The organism is Halorubellus salinus (genome assembly GCF_020567525.1).
Taxonomy (GTDB): Archaea; Halobacteriota; Halobacteria; order Halobacteriales; family Natrialbaceae; genus Halorubellus; species Halorubellus salinus.
The window spans coordinates 506,365-527,800 of record NZ_JAJCVI010000004.1; the positions used below are offsets into that span (position 1 = coordinate 506,365).

Below are 21,436 nucleotides of genomic sequence, written 5' to 3' on the forward strand. Positions count from 1 at the left end.
GGTACGCTCATACAACCTGCGTTCGTAGGACTCGTATGACCTCGCGGACGTGGTGCAGTCGATGACGACGGGCCCCGATACGTCGGACGGTACCGCCGAGGATACGGTGGACGAGGTGGATATCGCCGCGCTCGTCCCAGCGACGGACGCGTTCGACGTGCGAGCTTTCGCCGCCGAACGCGGCTGCAACGTCGTCCACGCGGGCGACCCCGACTACTCGGAGGCGGCGCGCGTCGCCGCGACCGCTGCGACGGTCATCGTGCTCGTCCCGGACCCCGAGGGTCCGAGCGCGCTCGCGGTCCTGGACGCGCTCCGCGAGCGCTCGACGCTCCCGGTCGTCCTCTACGCGGACACCGTCGCGACCGACGAGCTAGCGGCGTTCCTCGACGCGGAAGCGACCGATTACGTCCGCAAACACCCCGAGGGGAGCGAGCTCGTGCTCGAGAAGCGCCTGCGTACGGCTGCCGAGCACGCGACGCTCGTCGAATCGCACGGCCTCCTCGAGCGCGCGGTCGATCAGGCGGACATCGGCATCACCATCGCGGACACCCGCACGGACGACGAACCGCTCATCTACGTGAACGAGGGGTTCGCGCGCATGACGGGCTACCCGGTGGACGAAGCAGTCGGCCGGAACTGTCGGTTCCTCCAGGGCGAGGAGACGGACCCGGAGACGGTCGCGACGCTGCGCGCTGCCATCGAGAACGAGGAATCGGCGTCGGTCGACATCAGGAACTACCGCAAGGACGGCACGCCGTTCTGGAACCACCTCGACATCTCGCCGATATTCGACGACGACGAGCTCACGCACTACTTCGGGTTCCAGCGCGACGTCACGGAACGCAAGCGCCTCCAGGACGAGCTCCACGAGCAGAACGAGCGCCTGTCGGACTTCGCGAGCGTCCTGAGTCACGACCTCCGGAACCCGCTCGCGGTCGCGCAGGGACAACTGGATGCGGTCGACGACGCGGACGTGGCGGCGGCCGAGGAGGCGCTGGCGCGCATGGATTCGCTCATCACGGACGTCCTCGCGCTCGCGCGCGAGGGTGAGGTCGTGGAGGCGACCGAGCGCGTCTCCCTCGGTGAGGTCGGGACGTACGCGTGGTCGATGGTCGAGATCGACGGCCTCGAACTCGACGTCCCGGCGGACGTCGTCGTGCAGGCCGACCGGGAGCGACTCGTCTCCGTGCTCGAGAACCTGTTCCGGAACGTGGCCGAACACGCGCACGGCGCGTCGACGGTCACGGTGACGGCGGTCGAGGACGGGTTCGTCGTCGCGGACGACGGCCCCGGTATCCCCGAGGGGGAACGCGACAGCGCGTTCGACCGCGGGCACACGACGGACCCCGACGGCACCGGGTTCGGACTCGCCATCGTCGCCGCCATCGCCGACGCGCACGACTGGACGGTCTCGGTCGAGGAGAGCGCGGACGGCGGTGCCGCGTTCGCGTTCCACGGCGTCGACGTCGAACGGTGATCCCGACGAGCGCGCGTCGTCGACGTCGAACGGTCAACGTGAACGCTTAACCGGTTGGATGTATGCCATGCTTGCATGGCAACTGTCGACGAATCAGGGGGAACCGGTATCGTGGGGATGGCCGAGCGCGCGAACCCGGCGTTCGCCGCCGGTGCCGTCACCGTCCCGATACTCGCACTGGCGGTCGCGCTCGCGACCGGGAACGTCCGCTATCTCTTCTACGTACACGTCATGGCCGGCGCGCTCTGGACGGGCGTCGACGTCTTCATGGGCGCGGTCCTCGGGCCCGTCCTCGGCGGCCTCGACGTCGACGAACGCGCGAGCGTCTTCGAGCGGTTCACCCCGAAGATGACGTTCCTCATGCCCGTGCTCGCCGCCGTCACCATCACCGCCGGCGTCGAACTCGCCGTCACGCTCGATGGCGGCCTCGGCGCGTTCTGGATACAGGTCGCGCTCGGCGTCGCCGTCCTCCTCTCGATCATCGGGTTCGGCGTCATCCTTCCGGGCGAGGTCGCCATCTACCGCGAGCTCGTCTCCGGCGACCCCGACAAGGAACGCATCAGCACCATCGGGATGCGGAACGCGAAGCTCGGCGGCCTCCAGGGACTCCTCCAGCTCGGCATCATCTTCGTGATGATGCAACTCCGGTTCCTCTGACGGCGCCGCAGCACGAGTCGGTGTCCCACGGCGACCCCCGGCGAGCGCGACGCCGACGCGTCGTCGACGCCGACGACCGGAACTGGCACGCTCAAGTACGCCCGGCGCCTCTAGCCGTCCGTGAAAACGCGCGCCGTCGGCTTCGACCTCGACCACACGCTCGCGGTCCCCGACCGGGACCGCCACCGCATCCTCGCCGCGGCCGTCGACGACGTCGGCGCGCCGGAGATCACGCGCGAGGCCTACCTCAGCGCGCACCGGGCGGACCACGCCGCCGTCACGCGCTCGCCGATCTTCGAGAGCGTGCTCCCCGACGACGCCGGCGTCTCGCCGGACGCGCTCGCGAGCGCGTACCGCCGACGGATCGCCGAGGCCGTCGCGCCCGTCGACGGCGCACGCGACCTCCTCTCCGCGCTCCGCGCGGACTACCCGGTCGGGCTCCTGACGAACGGCCCCGTGAAGGCCCAGGGCGACAAGCTCGACGAACTCGGCTGGTGGACGGCGTTCGACGCGACGCTCGTCACCGGCCAGCTCCCCGCGGGCAAACCAGACCGGCGGGCGTTCGACGCGCTCGCTGGCGCGCTCGGCGTCGCCGTCGAGGACCTCGTGTACGTCGGCGACGAACCGGTCGCGGACGTCGAGGGGGCGACGAACGCCGGCGCACGCGCTATCCAGGTCGTGTGGCCCGACGGTCCCGACCCGCACCCGGCCGCGGCCGCGGTCGTCGACCGCGAGCACCTCGCTCGCGACCTCGGCGACGTCATCCGCGACCTCGACTGAGCGGGAGCGACGGGGAGAGGAGGCGGCTACGAGTCCTCGAGTAACGCAGTGACGACGGTGCTCGCGACGTCCACGGCGTCCTTGACGGCGGCGCCGGATTCGACGAACGCGAGCGTCCGCGGTGGCGTCGTCGCCTTCGGCCGGACGCGGAGGCGCGTCCCCTCGGCCGCCTCGACGGCGACGTCGACGCCGGCGTGGAACTCGATGCGCGCACGGTCCGGGTGGACGAACACGGACGCGAGGCGTTCCCCGTCGGCCTCGCCGACGTCGACCTCGAGGACCGCGACGTCCTGCTCGGGTTCGTCGACGAGCGCCTCGGGCGACCAGACCACGTCGTACGCCCGCACTCCCTCCGCGGTCGGCGTCACGTCCGCGACCGCGTCCGTCACCGCGACGTGCGCGAGCACGCCGTCCGTTCGGCCGTGTAGCTCCGAGGACAGCAACTCGGCGATGCGGACGCCGTCAGTGACGCGACGCTCCGTCATTGCTCGCCCCCACGATGGCGCCGCGGGCTACGCATCATTCCTCGTCGCCCTCCAGTTCCGTCATCGCTCTCGTCGCCGCGTCCGCGACGTCGACGCCCTCGCGGCGACCGTAGACGACCGCTGCCGCCGCGACCGTCACGCCCAGGCGCTGCTGGAGTTCGTTGATCGATGCGACCGCCTCGTGCTTCTCGGCACCAGCGTCCACGAGCGCGTCCAGCACGCGCTCGAACGTCGACCGCTCCCTGAGGACGTCGTCGTCGGGCACGAACCCGTCTGGGACTTCGACGCCGCTCGTGTCGAACGACGGCGACAGCCCACCGTCGTCGACGCGCTCCAGGAGACCCTCGCCGGTCGCGACGTCCACGAGACGTTTGGCCTGGTCGGGCGAGAACCAGTCCCGGTCCAGGGACAACGCCACGACGAACTCGCTCTCGGCGAGCGTATCGGTGCCGCGCTGGCGGAACGGCGCGGCGACGGCGACGCGTAGACTCACGCCGAACCGTCGCCCGCGACGGCGCGTAAAGACTACGATTCACGGTCGCTCGGGGCGCGCTCGCCGACGGTGCAGCGACCGCTCGACGCATCGGCGTCCACGGGCGGCAAGGGCCGCGAGCGACCGCCAGACCGCCGTCGGGGCGTTCCGAGCCTTTCAAGTAGTTGCTGGGGCTTCTTCGAGGTATGCAAGACCAGGGTCCGTCGCCGCGCAAGCGTACCGGCGGTCGACGCCGTCGCCAGAACAAGCGAAAGAAGCACCAGCTCGGTCGCCTCCCGACCGAGACCCAGCTCGGCGAGCCGCGGTTCCGCGTCATCGAGACGCGCGGGAACACCCAGAAGACGCGTGCGCTCGCGACGAACGTCGCGAGCGTCGCTGACGGCGGCGACACCGTCGAGGCCGAGATCGAGGACGTCGTCGAGAACCCCGCGAACCCGAACTACGTTCGCCGGAACATCATCACGAAGGGCGCGCTCGTCGAGACGAGCGAGGGCACGGCTCGCGTCACCTCCCGTCCGGGGCAGACCGGACAGGTGAACGCGGTCCTCGTCGAGTAACCACGCGATTCCTTCTCGCGTTCGCTATCCCGTCAGCGACCGCGTTCGCGGTCGTTCGTCCGCGCATCGCTCGGCGTCGTATGAACGGATTGACGTCTTCTGGGGAGTTGGCCCGTGTCGCGGCCGCGAACGGCGGTTTTAACTCGTGTATGTTTAAGTGCAAACCGCCACGATATGACGTGTATGAGGACACTCCTAGGCGTGCTCGTCGTCGCGGTCTGCCTGGCACCGGTCGCTGGAGCCGCTCCGGTCGCGTCCGGAGCGGCACCAGGGCCGAGCGAGGCCGGCGCGACGGCGTCCGGGTCGACGGCGCAAGCGGTGACGATCACGGTGAGCGTGGTCGACGCGGACGGACAAGCTGTCGGCGGCGCGAACGTCACCGTCACGTACGACGGCGAGACGAAGACCGGTGAGACGTTCGCGAACGGCAAGGCGTTCTTCGACGTCCCCGAGGGCGCGGACGTCTCCGTCGACGTCTCGGCGCCGGACCTGGCGTTGAACCGCCCGAAGACCGTGTCGAACGTCGACGCGGAGACGACGGTGAACGTCACGATGTATCCGGCGGCGACCGCGCTGGTGACGGTGCGGACGCCGAGCGGACAGGCCGTCGAGGGCGCGCAGGTTCGCTTGCGGAAGGCCGGCGCGGTCCTGACGTCGGTGTCCGGTGAGACGCCGTCGAACGGGACGTTCGTCGCGAGCGACGTCGAGCGCGGGAACTACACGACGACGGTGACGGCGGACGGCTACTACTCGACGTCGTCGTCGTTCGTCGTCGCGAACCGCGCCGGGAAGACGGTCACGCTGGAACCGGGGACGGTGGCGGTGGAGTTCGCGACGGTCGACGGGCACTTCGCGGACGACCGGCCGGTAACGGCGACCGTCGAACTGTACGACGGCAACCAGTTCGTGTCGAACATCTCGACTGGTGAGTCCGGCCTGCGGACGGTGAGTCTCGACGTGAACACCCAGTATCGCGTCGTCGTGAAGAAGAACGGCTATCAGCGCGCGAACCAGGTGTTGTCGGTCAGCGAGTCGGACGTCTCGGTGCAGTACGCGATCAATCGGACGCCGTCGCTGTCGGTGACGGCGGCGAACACGCAGGTCGTCACCGGGCAGACGGTCCGGGTGTCGGTGACGGACGAGTACGACGAGGCGGTCTCGAACGCGTCGGTCCGCGTCGGCGGGGAGGCGGTCGCGGAGACGGACGCGGCCGGTGAGGCAGTCGTGCCGATAGAGACCGCTGGGACCGTGGAGATCGTGGCGACGAAAGGCGACCTGTCGTCGACGACGACCGTCGAGGGCGTGTCGCCGTCGACGGAGCCGGCGACGACGACGGCGACGACGACGGCGGCGACGACGGCGGGGACGACTGCGGCGACGACGGCGACGATGTCGGCGACGCCGACGTCCCAGAACGAACTCGACGGGCTGCCGACGCCGGGCTTCGGTGGGCTCGCGGGACTGCTGGCGGTCGTGCTCTCGGTGGTCGTCCTCGTCCGCCGCCAGAAATGATACGCTAACGGACACCGAATCACTCGCGTCTATCGTTCCCAGATTTCTCGCCCTCAGCGTCTCTAACCCGGAGAAACGTGCAAAGCTTTAGGTGTAGTTGATGCGTATACATAAATATCTATTAATGAGTAACCAAGGCCAACCAACTGACCCTAACTCCAGCGGGACGGACGACATCTTCACCGACGGCCCCAGCGGCGACTCTGGAGACGTCCTGGACGTCGCAACCGACGGACCGACCGACGTCGACCGCGTCTCCTTCGCCGACGCCACCCGCGACCACGCGACCGAGACCGACGTCTTCACCGCCGACGAATTCGACCCCGCAGACGAACCCGCCAGCGACGACGCCGACACGACCAGCACCGACGAACTCGCCAGCGACGACGCCGACACGACCAGCACCGACGAACTCGCCAGCGACGACGCCGACACGACCAGCACCGACGAACTCGCCAGCGACGACGCCGACACGACCGGCACAGACGGCGGACAACCCACCAGTTCGAACTCGTCGATGTCCACGAATGAGCTCGTCCGACGCATCGAGAGCCGCGACGACGACGAGGTCGTCGACGTCCTCGACACCGTTCTCGACGCGAGTGACGCCGGGACCGCGGTCAGCGAGGAGCTCGTCCGTCGCGACCCCGACGCCGACACCGAAGACGTCGACGCAACCGACGTCGACGAACTCGGCGAGGACGACCTCGTCCTCTGGGTCGAAGCCCAGGAGACGCCCGAACCCGAGGACGTCCGCGACGCCATCATCCGCGAGGTGAAAGAGTACTACGACAGCGTCGACCTCGACGTGGAGTTCGCCGAACGCCCCAGCGACGAGTTCATCGAGACCCGCTGGTTCGACTTCTCGTACCTCGACGACGTCGTACAGATCGAGCGACACTGGGTGAACCGGCCGTACGCGTACGTCTCCATCCTCTTCGACACGAAGGCCAAGGAGTTCCGGTACCACGTCAACGAGGTCACGCTCGACGGGTTCGAATCGTACGTCCGCGAGGACCTGACGCGGATCCTCCGGAACAGCCTCATGTACCAGGACATCGACGCGGACGCCGGCCGCGAGGTCGTGTTCGAGGAGCGCTCCAAGGAGGAGATCGCCGAGCACGCCGCGACCGTCGAGGACGGCTCGATCTACAAGCTCCTCTACTACCTGCTCCGGGACTTCCTCGCGTTCGGGAAGATAGACCCCCTCATGCGCGACGAAGCGCTCGAGGACATCTCCTGTGACGGCATCGACGTTCCCGTGTTCGTCTACCATCGCGCGTACCGCGACCTGCGGTCGAACGTCGTCTTCCCGAGCGACATGCTCGCGTCGTTCGTCGTCCAGCTCGCGCAACGTGCGGGCAAGCACATCTCCGTGAGCGACCCGCTCGTCGACGCGAGCCTCCCGGACGGCTCCCGTATCCAGCTGACGCTCGGCGGCGAGATCGCCACCCGCGGGTCGAACTTCACGGTCCGCAAGTTCGCGGACGTGCCGTACACGCCCGTCGACCTCATCAAGTGGAACACGTTCGACGTCGACCAGATGGCGTACTTCTGGCTCGCGATCGAGAACAACAAGAGCCTCGTGTTCGCCGGCGGTACCGGGAGTGGGAAGACGACGTCGATGAACGCCATCGGGTTCTTCATCCCGCACAACTCGAAGGTCGTCTCCATCGAGGACACTCGCGAGATGACGCTCCCCCACGACAACTGGATCCAGAGCGTGACGCGCGAATCCGTCATGGAGGGTGGCCGCGGCGAGGTCTCGATGTACGAGCTCCTGCAGGCCGCACTCCGCCAGCGCCCCGAGTACCTCCTCGTCGGCGAGGTCCGAACCGAGCAACGCGTCGGGTTGACGTTCTTCAACGCGATCGCGACCGGGCACACGAGCTACACGACCATCCACGCCGACAGCGTCGACGGGGCGCTCGGCCGGCTCGCGAACCCGCCGCTGTCGATCCCCGCACAGCTCGTGCAGGACCTCGACGTCATCGCCATCCAGAAGCAGATCTTCCAGGACGACGAACGCGTCCGCCGGAACCAGGAGATCGCGGAGATCCTCCCGACCGAGGACTTCAGTGACGTCTCCTACCAGACGGTGTTCGACTGGGACCCCCGCGAGGACGTCTACGTGCAGGTGAACGACTCGCACCTCCTCGCGGAGATCGCGGAGGAACGCGGCTGGAGTACCGACGGCGTGCAGGCGGAACTGGCGGCGCGCCGCGACGTCCTCGCAGCGCTCGTCGACGCCGACGTCACCGACTACGACGACGTGACGACGATCATCCACGACTTCGCGAAGGACCGCGACGCGGTCCTCGACGCGGTCGACACGGACGGTCTCGACGCGTACCTCGGGAACGAGTCGGACGTCGAGGACCGCTTCGACGACGCGGTCGAAGCGAACGCGACCACGAGCGACGCTGACGACGCCGACAACGCAGACGTCGACGACGCTGACGTCGACGACGCTGACGTCGACGACGCTGACGTCGACGACGGCGTGGAGACGACCACGGCCGACGCCGACGACAGCGTCGATTCGGAGGCGCGATGAGCACGCCCGGGGCCACGGGCGAGACGACGTCGACGCCGATGCCGGACTACGAAGTGAGCCAGTACTTCCCGCGGTCGCGGGACATGACGCCCGAGGAACGGCGCGAACTCCGCGAGCAGTACGGCGTCACTCGCGCGTACTTCAAGGCTCGCCCCGAGGAGTACCGCGACGTCCAGCGATGGCTGAACCAGGCGCGCATCGGGACGACGTACGACATCTACCTGTCCCGAAGCGTCATCCTCGCGCTCGTCGCGGGCGTCCTCGCCGCACTGCTCGGCGTGGTACTGTCCGTCGTCCTCTCGAACGTCGGGGTGCTCGGCGGCCTCCAGTCGCCGTTCTCGTTCCCCGCGGGCATCGCCGGGTACATCGAAGCGAACAAACTGCTGTTCACCGGCGGGGCACTGACGCTCGGACTCGGTATCGCCGCGGCCGCGACCACGTGGTTCGTCCGGTACTACTACCCGCGGAACATCGTCGACACGCGCGAACGCGCTATCAACGTCATGCTGCCCCACGCCATCACGTACATGTACGCGATGAGTTACGGTGGCACGAACCTCGTCGAGGTGTTCCGGTCGCTCTCGCAAGCCGAGGACACGTACGGCGAGGTCGCCGCCGAGTTCGACATGATCGTCCGCGACATGGAGCTGTTCGGGAACGACATGTTCACCGCGCTCCGGAACGCGCGGAACCTCACGCCGAGCGGGAACCTCGAGCGGTTCCTCGACGACCTCGTGAGCGTCGTCGACTCCGGCGGGGACGTCACGACGTTCTTCGAGGACCAGGCCGCACGGTACGCCGAAACCGCGAACGAGGAGCAAGAGGACTTCCTCGAGACGCTCAGCGTGCTCTCCGAGATCTTCATCGTCGGGTTCGTCGCCGCGCCGTTGTTCCTCATCGTGACCCTGATGGTCATCTCGTTCCTCGGCGGGTCGACGGTCAACCAGATGGCCGTCCTCGTCTACGCGGGCCTGCCCCTCGGGATGCTCGGGTTCCTGGTGTTCCTCGACGTCCTCTCGGCACCGTTCGTCCAGCCGGCAGCGGACGAACTCGAAGACGGTCGCTCGGCACCGCTGACGCCCGACGACGTCGACGACGACGACGAGCGGTTCGAGGCGTACGCGAAGGACCGACAGTACGAGCGCTACTACGCGATCGCTCGCGACCCGCTCGCCGCGGTCCGCGACCACCCGCTGTACACGCTCGGCGTGACGGTCCCCCTCGCGGTCGTGTACCTGGCGGTCGTCAGCGCACTCCAGGTGGTGCCCCTGTCGTTCGCGGCGTTCACGACGACGCCCGTGATGACGACGACCGTCGCGGTCGTCGCACCGCTCCTGCTCGTGCTCGTGCCGTTGTCGTACTTCCACGAGGGGAAGCGTCGCCGGGAGAACGCGATGGTCCGCCGGTTCCCCGAGGTCCTCAACGTGTTGTCCTCGGCGAACTACATGGGTATCCCGTTCGTTGACGCACTCGGCCTGGTGTCGCGGTGGTCGAAGGGCGCGCTCGCGGAGGACCTGCGCGCGCTCCGGAACGACATCGAGTGGAACTACGACGTCACCGCGGCGCTGCTCGCGTTCGGGAACCGCATGCACGTCCCGTACCTCACGCGGACGGTCAAGCTCATCGCGGAAGGTGGACGGACGAGCGGCGACATGTCCCGTATCCTCGCCATCGCGGCGGAGGACACGCGCGCTCGCTACCGCATCGAGCGGGCGCGACGTCGCGCGATGGGGTCGTACATCGCCATCGTCGTCATCGGGTACCTCGTGTACCTGATGGTTATCGTGCTGGTGGCGGCGAGCTTCCTCGGCCCGATCGCCGAGGCGGCGAGCGCGCCGACGGCGTCGAACGTCCCCCAGAGCGGGCTACCGGTGTCGTTCACGAACATCCCCCTGGACACGTACCGGGCGTTGTTCTACCACTCGGTGCTCGTGATGGCGGTCGGCAGTGGCCTGCTCGCGGGGAAGCTCGCGGACAACTCGACGCTGTCGGGCCTGAAGTACAGCATCCTCATGATCGTCCTCGGCGTCGCGGCGTTCATGCTCGTCTGAACGCGCGGGCGTCACACCGGGGGCGGGTCGAGACCGAGATGGCCATCGCGGCCACCGCCACTCCCGAACGATTCTCGCACTGGTAGGTGGGTACTTGCCGTTTGGGGCCGTTCTACAGCCGTATACTCACAGATAAGTACTTATACTCGCTCATCGTATTATCTGTATGACATTCTTCGCCGAGGAGAGGGCAGTCTCCCCCGTCCTGGGAGGCATCCTGATGTTCGGGCTCGCGATGAGCCTCCTCATCCTCACCCAGGTCAGCGTCGTCCCGGCCGCCAACCAACAGCTCGAGTTCGAGCACAACCAGGGCGTCCAGAAGGACTTCGAGCGCTTCGGCAGCTCCACGACGCGCGTCGCCGGAAGCGGCGCGACCGAGACCGTCGACGTCGACCTCGGCGTCCGCTACCCGAACCGGTTCTTCCTCGTGAATCCCGGCCCGGCGAGCGGATCGCTGTCCACTGACGCCGCGACGTTCGCAATCGAGAACGTCACCAGCACGACCCCCGAGACCGCCGAGTACTACGACTCGCTCGGGAACGACGTCACGTACCAGACCACGCGCCTCGTCTACGACCCCACCTACCGCCAGTACGCGAACGCACCGCGGACGTTCTACGAGAACGGCGTCGTCTTCAACGAGTACGACGGCGACGTCACGCTCGTCACCTCCCGAACCCCCATCGTGAGCGACGGCGACATCACCCTCGTCCTCTTCGACGGCAACGTCCAAGAGCAGACGACCGGCACGACGAGCCTCACGCTCCAGGCCGCGAGCGCACCCGCCAAACGCATCGCGGTCACGGACGACGGCGAACCCATCACGCTCCGGATCGCGACGCTCGTCCCCGAGAGCGACTGGCAGGAGTACGCCGACGGCGAGAGCGCCGTCACGCTCCACACGTACGTGGACGCGGACGCCGACCCGCGGACGCCCAACGAGGTCGTGCTCCGGCTCGACGACACGCGCGACTACACGCTCCGCGTCGCTCGCGTCACCCTCAACGGCAACGCGATAACCGACCTTCCCGCGTACGTCACGACCGTCGGCTCGTACGCGAGCTCCGTGCCCGCGAACACCTCGATGACGTACACCGCCGAGGTCCGCGACGCCCAGAACAACCCCATCAGTGGCGGTGAAGTCACCGCGACCATCGACGGGCCCGCCAAGTTCTCGAACGGGAACAAGGCGATCAACGCGAGCGTCGACGAGGACGGCCGTGCATCCGTCACCGTCACCGGGAACACGGACGCACTCGGGACCATCACGGTCGACGTCGGCCGCGACAGCGACGCTGACGACGACCTCTCGGACGAAGACGGCCACAAGTACGTCACGTACAGCTTCGAGCTCGTGACGACCGACGTCACGAAGGTCGAGCGCGACGCCGACATCGGGAACGTGATCAACCCCGGGAACGCGACCGCTGGCGACCTCAGCCTCGAATCCGTCGGGGCAGACCAGGTCCAGTTCAAGAACCTCGGAACGGTGCCGAAGTCCATCGAACAGGTTCGCGTCAACTTCGTGAAGGCAGACGGCCAGGGGAGTGCGCCGGTGTATCAGGTCACGTCGGTCGACCTCACGGCGCTGCGAGTTGCCGGGACGTCGACCGGTGGGAGTTTCGACACGCAGTACGCGACTACGTTCACCGTCGGCGGGAACTACGAATCGATCACGAACGGGCCAGTCGTCGTCGGCGACGGCGAGTACGTAACGTTCGCGCTCGAGTTCGACGGCGCGAAGCAGGACGAACTCAGTCCGGGTGACTTCTACGTCATCTCGATCCGGTTTGCGGACGGGACTTCGGCGACGTACTTCGCCGGCGTCGTGTAAGCCGACACTGGCTCAGATCCGGGTACCGACGTCGCGGCCGTTCTCGAACGCTCGATGCACGCGGCCTTCGCCGACGACCCAGTCGCCAGCGCAGTAGAGTCCAGCGGCTTCGCCGGCCTGCACGTCGTCATCGACGGCGCCATTCTCCGGAAGTGCGTACCGCCAGCCCTGGCTGTCGACCCAGTCGGGGTTCGCGTAGCGGTCGTCGTCGAGGAGGTCGGCGACGAGCGCGGCGGCGTCGCTGGCGGCGGACTTGGTCTCTTCGTCGTAGCGTTCGACGGACCACTCCGGGCTCATCTGGGCGACGAGGAGGCTCTCGCCGTCGGGGACGTGCCCCGGTTTGCACTCCTCGCGAGCGAGCCACCCGACGGGATGGGCCTGCTCGGGGTCGAGGAGCGCGTACCACGGGTGGTCCTCGCGGAAGTCGTAGTGGAGGACGATGGTGCGGATGGTGCGGTAGTCGACTGCTGCCGCCGCGCTCTCGACGCGCTCGCGTCGCTCGTCCTCCCAGTCGGTCGCCGCGAGAAGTTCCGTGGTCTGGGGCGCCGGTGGCGTGAGCACCACGGCGTCGAACCCGTCGTACGTCGTGCCGTCGACGTCGACGAGCGACCACGGTTGGTCGTTGCCGTCCTCGCGCTCGAGCCGCTCGATGTGCGTCTCCAGGGTGACCGTGGCGTCGGTCGCGTCGAGCACGCGCTTGGCGAACTGCGTGATGCCGGCCTCGTACGTCCACTTGTGCTCGTCGCTGTCGCGGCCCTCCTGGACGTGGCCGTCGGCGTCGTGCACCCAGATGGGTTCCTCGATGTCGTGCATGCCGTCGTCGCCGAACGACTCGAGGACCTCGCTGAACCGGTCGTCGTCGCCGGGTTTGACGTAGTTCGCGCCGTGGTCGTACCGACAGTCGTGCTTGCGGCGCGTCGCGGCGCGGCCGCTGACGCCGCGGGCCTTGTCGAACAGCGTCACCTGGCGGTCCGTGTCGTCGAGCACGTCGGCGACGCCGCACGCTGCCGCGCCGGTGCCGACGATCGCGACTCGGTCGGTCATACGCGACGCTACCCGCGGGAGGAGTAAGTACGGCTAGGTCGCGGCACCCGAACGAGACGCTCCCGGTCGTCGCCGTGGCCCCCGTGGCGTGATGGTTGAGGGAGCGTTCGTGGCGTGATGGTTGAGGGAGCGTTCGTGGCGTGGTGGCGAGCAGGGAGCGCGTGCCGCGGCTGGGACGTCGGCGCGCTCCGCTCCGGCCTGGACCGACGCCCCCTGGGTGTGGGGGAATCGTCGACCGTGGCCGCGGCTTCCCTGAAGAACCCTCGGCTACGTGGGCGTGGTTCGTGCGTCGGCGCGTCGACGTTCGCAGATGGCGGCGGCCATCCCGCAGCTGCGGGCGAGGGCCTCAAGGTGCTCGCCGACGTCGGGATTCCGGAAGTGCGCGTCCTCTCGAAGGCCCTGGACGAGCGTCCCGGCGGTCTCGAAGGCGTCGGCGGCGTCCGCGTGTCGGTTCGCCGCGAGCGCGCTCCGTGCGGTCTCGAGGTCGTCGGCCACGACGAACCCGCCGCCGGCGAGCTTCTCCCGGAGGAATCGGACGGCGACGAACCGTCGGCCCGCACCGACGACGTAGAGGCCGGCTCCGACGACGGGCACCAGCCAGGTGGCCACGAGGAGGAGTTCGTATCGCTTCGGTCGCCAGCCGCGTCTGAACGTCTGTCCGGGGCCTCGAGCGAGTGCGACGAGGAGTCCGCCGACTGCCACGGCGACCGCGGGCGCAACCGTGAGCGCGAGGAACGCGGGGACGCCCTCCGGATAGACGCCGACCGCAGTCGCGGCCGTCTCGCGGAGTGCTCCGGGCAGGGGGAGCCCGAATCCGAGGAGTGCGACCTGCGTCAGACCGAGTGCGACCGCGAGTGCGGGGAGGACGCCGGCCCAGAACGCCGAGTACCCGAACGCCTCACGGAGCCGGTCACCGGGGTGGGCGTCCGCGAGGTGTAGTGGGAACCGCTCGCGTCCGGTCTCCGTCTCGCAGACGGGACACTGCACGCGCTCGTTCACATACAGGAAACGACAGGTCGGCGTGAAAAAGGAACCGGTCGTGGGCGGTTCAGCTCGTCGTGACGAGCTCGACGACGTCCCGGTGCTCGAGTTCGTGACGCGTCGATATCTGGCGGCCGCTCCGGCAGTCCATCGCGTGCAGCAGGCCGTCGCCGATGTCGCTGTGCAGGTGGTACGCGAGGTCCTCGGTCGTCGCGTCCTCGGGGAGGATCCAGCAGTCCCGCATCACGCGGCCCTGGTCGTCCCCCATCGCGTCCGCGCCACCCGGGAACACGGCCTTCGTGCCGAGTTCGTCGAACAGCGCGGTCTCGATGGCGTCCTGGACGCCCGTGCCGTCGAACGCGGCGACGAACTCGCGGATCTGCTCCAGGCCGGCCTCCTGCTCGTCGCTGACGTCGCCGACGATGTCGAACGCGCCCTCGCCGGGCGTGTAGTCGACGACGCCCGCTTCGTTCGCGCTCTTCAGGGCTTTCTCGGCGTGCGCGCTCACCGGCACGACCGTGAGGTGCTCGTACTCGGGGTCGCTCGTGATGTCGTCGTAGTTCGCCTGCGCTTCGGGCGTGTCCATCTTGTTCGCCGCGACCACCATCGGTTTCGTGCGCTTGCGGAGTTCGCGAGCGAGCGCCTCGCGGTCCGCTTCGTCCCACGCGTCCGGGTCGAGTTCGAGGTCCAGCGCGAGGATGACCTGCTTGATCTCGTCCTTGTTCGTCCCGAACGCGTTCATCTGCTCGGCGAGGTCCACCTCGATGTCGCCCTCGTTCCCGTGGTAGCCCGAGCGATAGCGCTCGATGCCCTTCTCGAGGACGTCGACGTACCACTGGTCGAGTTCCGCCTCGAGGAACGCGATGTCCTCGCGGGGGTCGTGGCCCTCCGTGGGTTCGCCCTCGAGGTCGGTCTCGCCGGAGAAGTCGACGACGTGCACGAGCACGTCCGCCTCGTTCAGGTCGCTGAGGAACTGGTTCCCGAGGCCCTTCCCTTCGTGCGCGCCGGGGACGAGACCGGCGACGTCGACGAGTTTCGTGGGCACGAACCGTTCGCCGCCCTCGCAGAATCCGGTGTCGGGCGTGCACGTCTCGTCGAAGTCGGGCGCCGCGCACTCGACGCGAACGTACGCCTCGCCGACGCTCGGGTCGATGGTCGTGAAGGGATACGCGCCCTCGGGGACGTCGTTCATCGTCGCGGCGTTGAACAGCGTCGACTTCCCCACGCTGGGCTTGCCGACGAGACCGATCTTGTAAGTCATTGCACAGTCACAGGCCGTGGGCGGGCTTGAAAATTGATACTCGCCGCCGCTCCGTCACGCGAATGCATGGCACGGTGCGGGCTCGCGCTCGATGGCGCTACGCCTCGAGGACGTCGAGGGCGACGTCGACGGCCGCGGACTCGTAGTCGGCGCGTGCGATGGCGTACCGGTGGAGGTTCACGGGGTCGTCGCCGTGCGGTCGAAGGTGCCGGAAGTAGCCGTCGTGACTACCGCCCCAGCGCTCGACGTATTTCTCGATGGCGCTGACGGAGCGGTCGTTGTCGTCGACGACGGTGACGGTCACGGCGTCGAGGTCGAGGCGGTCGAACGCGAGTTCGACGAACGCGTCCGCTCGCTCGCCCGAGTACCCGCGCCCCCAGAACGGCTTGCGGAGCCAGATACCGAGTTCGGCGGTCCGCCGGTCCCAGTCGGAACCGATGCCAGCGTTCCCCGCGAACTCGCCGCTCCGCGGTTCCCCGGCTTTCGGGTAGAGCGCGTAGTTCCCGCTCTCGGCCGCGTCGTTCGTCTCGCCGACGTGCTGGACGTACTCGAACGTCTCCTTCGGGTGCGGGTGGGGGTCCCACGTCATGAACCGGGTGGCGTCGGCGATGCCGGATTCGGTGGAGACGTGCGGGTACAGTTCGCGCGCGTCGAGCGTCTCCGGGTGGATGCGCTCGAACCGCAAGCGCTCCGTCTCGAAGACGCGCGGGAACAGGTCCGTCACGCGCCATCACCGCCGTCAGCGCGCTCCTCGACGAACTCGCAGTCGGGACGCTCGCCGCTCGCCTCGTAGTCGGCCTTCGACACCTCGTACCGGACGACGTCCCGGGGCTCGCCGTCGATGACGTGCTGGTTCCGGAACCGACCGACGCGCTCGCCGTCGAACCGGTCGACGTACTTCCCGATGGCGCGCCGCGAGTTCTCGTTCCCGACGAGGTGCGTGACCGAGACGAGTTCGACGCCCAATCGCTCGAACGCCAACCGGAGCAGGGCGGCGGCGCGTTCGCCCGAGTACCCGCGTCCCCAGAAGCGCTTCCGGAGGCCGAACGTCATGAACGCCGTCCGCTCGTCCCAGACCGCGAACAGCTCGGCCTCGCCAGCGGGGTACCCGGCGCCGTCCTCGCCGTCACGCGGCCGGACGACGTACGTGCCGGCGTCGCCCGACTCCATCCGGTCCTCGCGCTGGGCGACGAAATCGCGGGCCTCCTGGAGGTGCTCGAACGGCTCGATGGGGACGTACGCGAGTTCGCCGTCCTCGATGGCGGTCTCGTTCATCGACGCGTAGCGCTCCCCGAGGTCGGCGTCCGCGACCGACTCGCACTCGAGGCGCAACCGCTCGGTCCGGACCTCCTCGGGGAAGAGGTCGCTCACGCACCGTCACCTCCGTCGTTCGCGCGGTCGAGGTCGGTCGGCTCGGACGTCGGTTCCGGGACGTTCTCGGGGTCGAGTTCGACCTCGGGCGCGCCGCCAGCGTCGCGGTAGTCGGCGGCGGTGATGCTGTACGACCGGAGGTTCCACGGTTCGGCGTCGCCGTCGTCCCTGGGCACCGCGTTCCGGATGTAGGCGTCTTCGCGACCACCGAAGTCCTCGACCCACCCCTCCATCTGGCGCTTCGAGTTCTCGTTGCCCTCGAAGTGCGCGACGGATGCGACGTCGAGGTCGAGGCGGTCGAAGGTCACCGAAAGCAGCGCTCGGGCGCGTTCGCCGGCGTACCCACGCCCCCAGTACGGTCGGTACAGCGAGACGCCCGTGTGGACGCGCCGGTTCTCCCAGAGGCAGTCGAGGTTCGCGACGCCGACGTGCACGCGGTCGCCCGTCGAGCGGACGGAGTCCGCTCGACTGTCCGAGGCGCGTGGCGCCTCGCTCGCCTCGACGGGATCGCCGTTCGCGTCGGGTTCGCCGGGCCGCAGGAAGATCGCCCAGTTCGCGGTCTCGGCGTCCGCGAAGGCCTCGCCCCACGACGCGAGCTCGTCGCTCGTGGCCTTCGGGTGCGGGTCCGGTGTCTGCGTGACGTATCTGGTCTCGCGTTCGCGAGCCGGACGGCTCGCTCGCGTTCAGTCGTAGCGCTCGAACGCGTCGAGCGCGTCGTCGACGCGCTCGTATCGCAGGCGCGGCGTCCGCATCGTCTCCGGGAACAGCGTCGTCGGGTCGTCCACCGGCATCGCTACTCGAGGGTCTCCTCGACGTGGAGGTCGACGTCGACGTCGGCGGCGTCGTACTCGTCGCGGCTGATGGTGTAACGGTGGAGGTCCCGCGGGTCGTCGTCGAGCACCACCCAGTTCCGGAGGACGCCCTCGTAGCGGCCGCCCCAGCGGTCGACGTACTTCTCGATGGCCTTCCGCGAGGCGTCGTTCGCGTCCGTGTGGCCGGCGGCGACCATCTCGAGGTCGAGCCGGTCGAACGCGAGCGCGACGAGGGCGTCGGCGCGCTCGCCGGCGAACCCGCGGCCGTGGTAGTCCTCCATGAGCCAGACCCCGAGGCGTGCGGTCCGGCGGTCCCACAGCGGGATGAGGGAGGCGACGCCCGCGAACTCGGCTGTCCTTGCTTCGTCTTCCTTCGGGAACATCGCGTAGTTCGCGCGGTCGCCGTCCGTCCACTGCTCGGCGCTCTCCTCGAGGTAGTCGAGCGCGTCCTTCGGGTGGTGGTGGCGGCTCTTCGAGATGTGCTCGCTGATGCGCTCGAACTCGTCGGTGCCCGTGTACTCGTAGAGCTCGAGCGCGTCCAGTGCGGCGTCGAGGCGTTCGTACCGCAGTCGTTCGGTCTCGAACGCGGCGGGGAACAGGTCCATACGCCGTCATCCCCGGCGGTCGACGTAAGGATTCGGTCGGTGTGTCAATCCGTGCAACGGCGCCGTTACGCGTCGTCGACCTCGCCGCGCGCGACGTCGACGGCGTGTTCGAGCGCGCTCTCGGTCGCGCACGCTCGGATCCAGTCGAGGTCGACGCGGTCGGTCGCGTCGAGCGCGTCGAGGGCGTACACGGCCTCGCGGACGACGTACTGGGGGTATCGCGACGGGTCCGCGTACTGGACGGCGCGGTCGGCCGCGACGGCACGCGGGACGCTCCCGCCGGGGAGGACGGCGAGCGCGCACGACGCCGGGACGCTCGCCGGGTCCTCGGTGCGTGCGGCGAGGAAGTCAAGGCCTGCGGTCGCGTCCACGCCCACCTCCGGGTAGCGCGCGCTCAACCCCGCCACGGCGACCGCGGCGTACAACCGGGTTCTCGCGTGCGTGGCTTCCAGGTGCGAGCCGAGCTCGGCCGCGAGCGGATACACCGCGTTCGGGTGCGTCCTGGCGAACTCCCGGAGCGCACCGAGCGCGTGCTCGCGCGAGTCCGCGTCGCCCTCCGCGACCATCGCCGCGAGCTCCCGGACGACCAGCGGCGCCTCGTCCACGGGGTCGGTGTCGTCGCCGAACACCTGCTTGAGGTACCCCGTCGGGACGGCGTCGTCGCCGACCGCGAGGAGGCTCTCCGGGCGCTCCCACGCGAGACTCGCGACCGCCGCCGCACTCGCCTGTCGGATGCGGGCGTCGTCGTCCGCGAGCGACCGGACGAGCCGCACGCGCACCGAGCCGTCGACGAGCCCGAGGTGCGTGAGCGCTCGCGCGAGCTCGCGGAGGTAGTCGACGTTCACGAGGTCCGCGCCGCGCTGGGATTCGAACTCGGCGAGCACCTTGTCGACGACCGGGCGGACCGCGTGCGGGTCGTACGCGGCGACGTCCGCGAGCTCCGCGGCGGCGTCGATCGCGAGTGCCTCGGCTTCGAGTCGGTTCGCGAGGTCGAACGCGTCGGCCGGCGTCGGGTGGTCGGGCGCTCGAGTGGCGTCGACGTACTCGCGGTGGAGTTCGCGGTGATGGCGCTCGCAGCACTCGTAGACGGTCGCGGCCGCGCCGTCGGCGTCGGTGCTGACGGTCTCGACCCTGCACTCTGGGCACTCGCTCGCGGTCTCGGTCGCCTGGTCGCGGAGCGCGTCGTCGTCCTGGTAGCTCTCGACGGTCGCGCCGGGGCCGCCCAGGTGCGCGTCGGCGGCGGCGAGCGCACGGAGCAGTCGCGTCAGGTCCCGGAACTCCATGGGGTCTCGCGGCCGGTCGTAGCGATGCCCCCACGTCGGATGCCACTCCTTGGAGGCGAGCCGGCCGGCGGCCGCGGCGAGCGCGCTCGCGTCCGCGTCGTCGGCGGCGTCGAACCCGACCTCCGACTGGAGGAACGTCCGGTACGCCGGATCCAGGTCGCCGTCGACCGTCGCGACCGACAGCGGCGCGTCGAACGCGACGAACGCCGACGCCGGGAGCGTCCACCGGATGGGCTGGTCCATGTCGACTCCACATGGTGTACGACGTAATAAACCCGCACCAAGGCGGTCCCGGGTCGACCACCGACGCCGTCTACGCGCTGGCGAGCATCCCAGTCGCGGTGGTGGTACTGGTCGCGGCGGTGGTACTGGTCGCGGCGGTCGGTCAGTTGCTCTCGGGCGGGTCTGCGGGCTCGACGTGCTCGCGGACGAACGCGGCTGCGGCTGCGACGACGTCGGGGTCGGTGCCCGTTACCTTCACGCGACCGGGCGCGTCCTCGCTCCGCGGGTAGCTCCCGACGCGGACGTCGAAGCGCTCGCGGACGCCGTCGATGACGTCGAGGAGTGCGCCCTCGGGCGTCCACGTCGGGACGACCTCGCTCGTCGCGTCGCCCGCGAACGCGTCCGCGACGACGTCGAACATCGCGCGCATCTCACTGGGGATGCCGGGGAGGACGTACACGTTCTCGACGCGACAGCCGGGCGACCAGGACTCCTCGGTCGTGATGGCTTGCGCGCCCTCGGGGAGTGTCGCGGCGGCGTCGAGGTTCAGCTGGAAGTCGTAGCGGTCGGTCAGCTCGGGGTTCGCGTCCCGGAACGCCTTCGCGCGTGCTTCGATGCGCTCGCGCTGGGCGGGGTCGACGACGAGGTCGCGCCCGAGCGCGTCCGCGACCGCTTCGACCGTGACGTCGTCGGGCGTCCCACCGATACCGCCCGTGCAGACGACGGCGTCGAACGCGTCGGCGTACTCGCGAACTTCGTCCGCGATGACCGCGCGGTCGTCGGGGACGGTCAGGATGCGAGCGACGAGCGCACCACGGTCGGCGAGCTCGCCGGCGAGCCAGTTCGCGTTCGTGTTCACGGTATCGCCCGCGAGCACCTCGTCGCCCACGGTCACGATGACGACCTCCACGGTCAGTCGCGGCGCTGGAGTTCGCGCTTCCCGCTCGCGTCGCTCGCGTCGAGTCGATAGAACGCGAACGTCGTCTCGCGCGGCCGTCGCTCGAACACGTCGAACAGCGGTATCTCGACGCGCGAGATGCCGTCGAGGATCTCGCCGGCGACGTCGGCTTGCTCGATGGAGTCGAGGGTGCCCTGGGCGACGACGCTCTCGTAGCCGTCCTCGCCCTCGTGGTGGACGGTGAACGACACCGGGTTGTCGAGGAGGTCGCTCTTGCTGGAATCCCCGCCGGTCGCGAGCCGGAAGTACAGCGACGCGGTGTCGGCGTCGTACCCGTAGGAGACGGGCAGGGAGTGCGGCGGCTCGTCGCTGGCGGTGGTGAACGCGAGGACGCCGACGCCGCCGGTCCCGAGGACGGCATCACGTCCGTCGGCGTCGAGCTGGTGAGGGTCAGTATCTTCCATGTGTTACTAGTCAGTACGGACCACGAAAAGCGTGCCGTCGGTTCTCGGGGACCGACCGGGTGGTGGGTCGCCCAAAGAGCTACCCGGCGGGC

At 69.0% G+C, this 21,436-nt stretch carries 19 protein-coding genes and 1 pseudogene; 8 read left to right on the plus strand and 12 right to left on the minus strand.

The annotated features are described in order from the left end of the window. The first annotated feature begins 61 nt into the window (after positions 1 to 61). From LI336_RS13835 to LI336_RS13845, 3 genes are all read left to right on the plus strand, one after another. The gene (locus LI336_RS13835; RefSeq protein WP_227133719.1) at positions 62 to 1,477 is read left to right on the plus strand and encodes a receiver/sensor box histidine kinase; all 1,416 of its coding nucleotides are present in this window, start codon (positions 62 to 64) and stop codon (positions 1,475 to 1,477) included. Between the two features lie 75 nt (positions 1,478 to 1,552). Next, a complete protein-coding gene (locus LI336_RS13840) occupies positions 1,553 to 2,134 on the plus strand; it encodes a hypothetical protein (protein WP_227133720.1) in 582 nt (193 codons plus the stop codon). A gap of 120 nt (positions 2,135 to 2,254) precedes the next feature. Next, entirely contained in the window at positions 2,255 to 2,914 is a 660-nt protein-coding gene (locus LI336_RS13845) for an HAD family hydrolase (RefSeq protein WP_227133721.1), read from the plus strand. Between the two features lie 26 nt (positions 2,915 to 2,940). On the opposite strand, the gene LI336_RS13850 is transcribed toward LI336_RS13845, so the two are convergent. Together LI336_RS13850 and LI336_RS13855 are read right to left on the minus strand one after the other, a co-directional pair. Next, positions 2,941 to 3,399: a DUF7993 family protein gene (locus tag LI336_RS13850; protein ID WP_227133722.1), complete on the minus strand. Its 459-nt coding sequence runs from the start codon at positions 3,397 to 3,399 to the stop codon at positions 2,941 to 2,943. 34 nt (positions 3,400 to 3,433) lie between these two features. Next, positions 3,434 to 3,892, minus strand: a complete 459-nt coding sequence (locus LI336_RS13855) for a DUF2240 family protein (RefSeq protein ID WP_227133723.1) — start codon at positions 3,890 to 3,892, stop codon at positions 3,434 to 3,436. Between the two features lie 185 nt (positions 3,893 to 4,077). On the opposite strand from LI336_RS13855, the gene LI336_RS13860 reads away from it, so the two are divergent. From LI336_RS13860 to LI336_RS13880, 5 genes are all read left to right on the plus strand, one after another. Beyond that, positions 4,078 to 4,449: a 30S ribosomal protein S8e gene (locus tag LI336_RS13860; protein ID WP_227133724.1), complete on the plus strand. Its 372-nt coding sequence runs from the start codon at positions 4,078 to 4,080 to the stop codon at positions 4,447 to 4,449. A 183-nt stretch (positions 4,450 to 4,632) separates the two neighbouring features. Then, on the plus strand, positions 4,633 to 5,961 hold the full coding sequence (locus LI336_RS13865) for a carboxypeptidase-like regulatory domain-containing protein (RefSeq protein WP_227133725.1): 1,329 nt from the start codon (positions 4,633 to 4,635) through the stop codon (positions 5,959 to 5,961). Positions 5,962 to 6,085: 124 nt separating this feature from the next. Continuing rightward, positions 6,086 to 8,518 (plus strand): ATPase, T2SS/T4P/T4SS family, encoded by a 2,433-nt coding sequence (locus LI336_RS13870; protein WP_227133726.1) that lies wholly within the window; start codon positions 6,086 to 6,088, stop codon positions 8,516 to 8,518. After that, positions 8,515 to 10,569: a type II secretion system F family protein gene (locus LI336_RS13875; RefSeq protein ID WP_227133727.1), complete on the plus strand. Its 2,055-nt coding sequence runs from the start codon at positions 8,515 to 8,517 to the stop codon at positions 10,567 to 10,569. The genes LI336_RS13870 and LI336_RS13875 overlap by 4 nt, the downstream gene beginning before the upstream one ends. A 166-nt stretch (positions 10,570 to 10,735) precedes the next feature. Further along, positions 10,736 to 12,403: an Ig-like domain-containing protein gene (locus LI336_RS13880; protein ID WP_227133728.1), complete on the plus strand. Its 1,668-nt coding sequence runs from the start codon at positions 10,736 to 10,738 to the stop codon at positions 12,401 to 12,403. Positions 12,404 to 12,415: 12 nt separating this feature from the next. Here LI336_RS13880 and LI336_RS13885 read toward each other — a convergent pair whose 3' ends face one another. From LI336_RS13885 to LI336_RS13930, 10 genes and pseudogenes are all read right to left on the minus strand, one after another. Next, positions 12,416 to 13,447, minus strand: coding sequence for an NAD(P)/FAD-dependent oxidoreductase (locus LI336_RS13885; RefSeq protein ID WP_227133729.1), 1,032 nt, complete (start codon positions 13,445 to 13,447; stop codon positions 12,416 to 12,418). Between the two features lie 267 nt (positions 13,448 to 13,714). Further along, the gene (locus LI336_RS13890) at positions 13,715 to 14,446 is read right to left on the minus strand and encodes a hypothetical protein (RefSeq protein ID WP_227133730.1); all 732 of its coding nucleotides are present in this window, start codon (positions 14,444 to 14,446) and stop codon (positions 13,715 to 13,717) included. A 49-nt stretch (positions 14,447 to 14,495) separates the two neighbouring features. Beyond that, the gene (locus LI336_RS13895) at positions 14,496 to 15,689 is read right to left on the minus strand and encodes a redox-regulated ATPase YchF (RefSeq protein WP_227133731.1); all 1,194 of its coding nucleotides are present in this window, start codon (positions 15,687 to 15,689) and stop codon (positions 14,496 to 14,498) included. Between the two features lie 97 nt (positions 15,690 to 15,786). Next, a complete protein-coding gene (locus LI336_RS13900) occupies positions 15,787 to 16,413 on the minus strand; it encodes a GNAT family N-acetyltransferase (RefSeq protein ID WP_227133732.1) in 627 nt (208 codons plus the stop codon). After that, positions 16,410 to 17,060: a GNAT family N-acetyltransferase gene (locus tag LI336_RS13905; RefSeq protein WP_227133733.1), complete on the minus strand. Its 651-nt coding sequence runs from the start codon at positions 17,058 to 17,060 to the stop codon at positions 16,410 to 16,412. Before LI336_RS13905 ends, LI336_RS13900 begins: the two co-directional genes overlap by 4 nt. Beyond that, positions 17,057 to 17,671, minus strand: a pseudogene (locus tag LI336_RS13910) (GNAT family N-acetyltransferase); the annotation flags it as partial. The gene LI336_RS13905 and the pseudogene LI336_RS13910, both read right to left, overlap by 4 nt. A 182-nt stretch (positions 17,672 to 17,853) precedes the next feature. After that, positions 17,854 to 18,477 (minus strand): GNAT family N-acetyltransferase, encoded by a 624-nt coding sequence (locus LI336_RS13915; RefSeq protein WP_227133734.1) that lies wholly within the window; start codon positions 18,475 to 18,477, stop codon positions 17,854 to 17,856. 65 nt (positions 18,478 to 18,542) lie between these two features. Continuing rightward, positions 18,543 to 20,003, minus strand: a complete 1,461-nt coding sequence (locus tag LI336_RS13920) for a hypothetical protein (protein ID WP_227133735.1) — start codon at positions 20,001 to 20,003, stop codon at positions 18,543 to 18,545. A 142-nt stretch (positions 20,004 to 20,145) separates the two neighbouring features. Next, a complete protein-coding gene (locus tag LI336_RS13925; protein ID WP_227133736.1) occupies positions 20,146 to 20,892 on the minus strand; it encodes a competence/damage-inducible protein A in 747 nt (248 codons plus the stop codon). 2 nt (positions 20,893 to 20,894) lie between these two features. Beyond that, positions 20,895 to 21,344 carry a pyridoxamine 5'-phosphate oxidase family protein gene (locus LI336_RS13930; protein WP_227133737.1) on the minus strand — a complete coding sequence of 150 codons (450 nt, stop codon included), beginning with the start codon at positions 21,342 to 21,344 and terminating at the stop codon, positions 20,895 to 20,897. Positions 21,345 to 21,436: the final 92 nt, after the last annotated feature.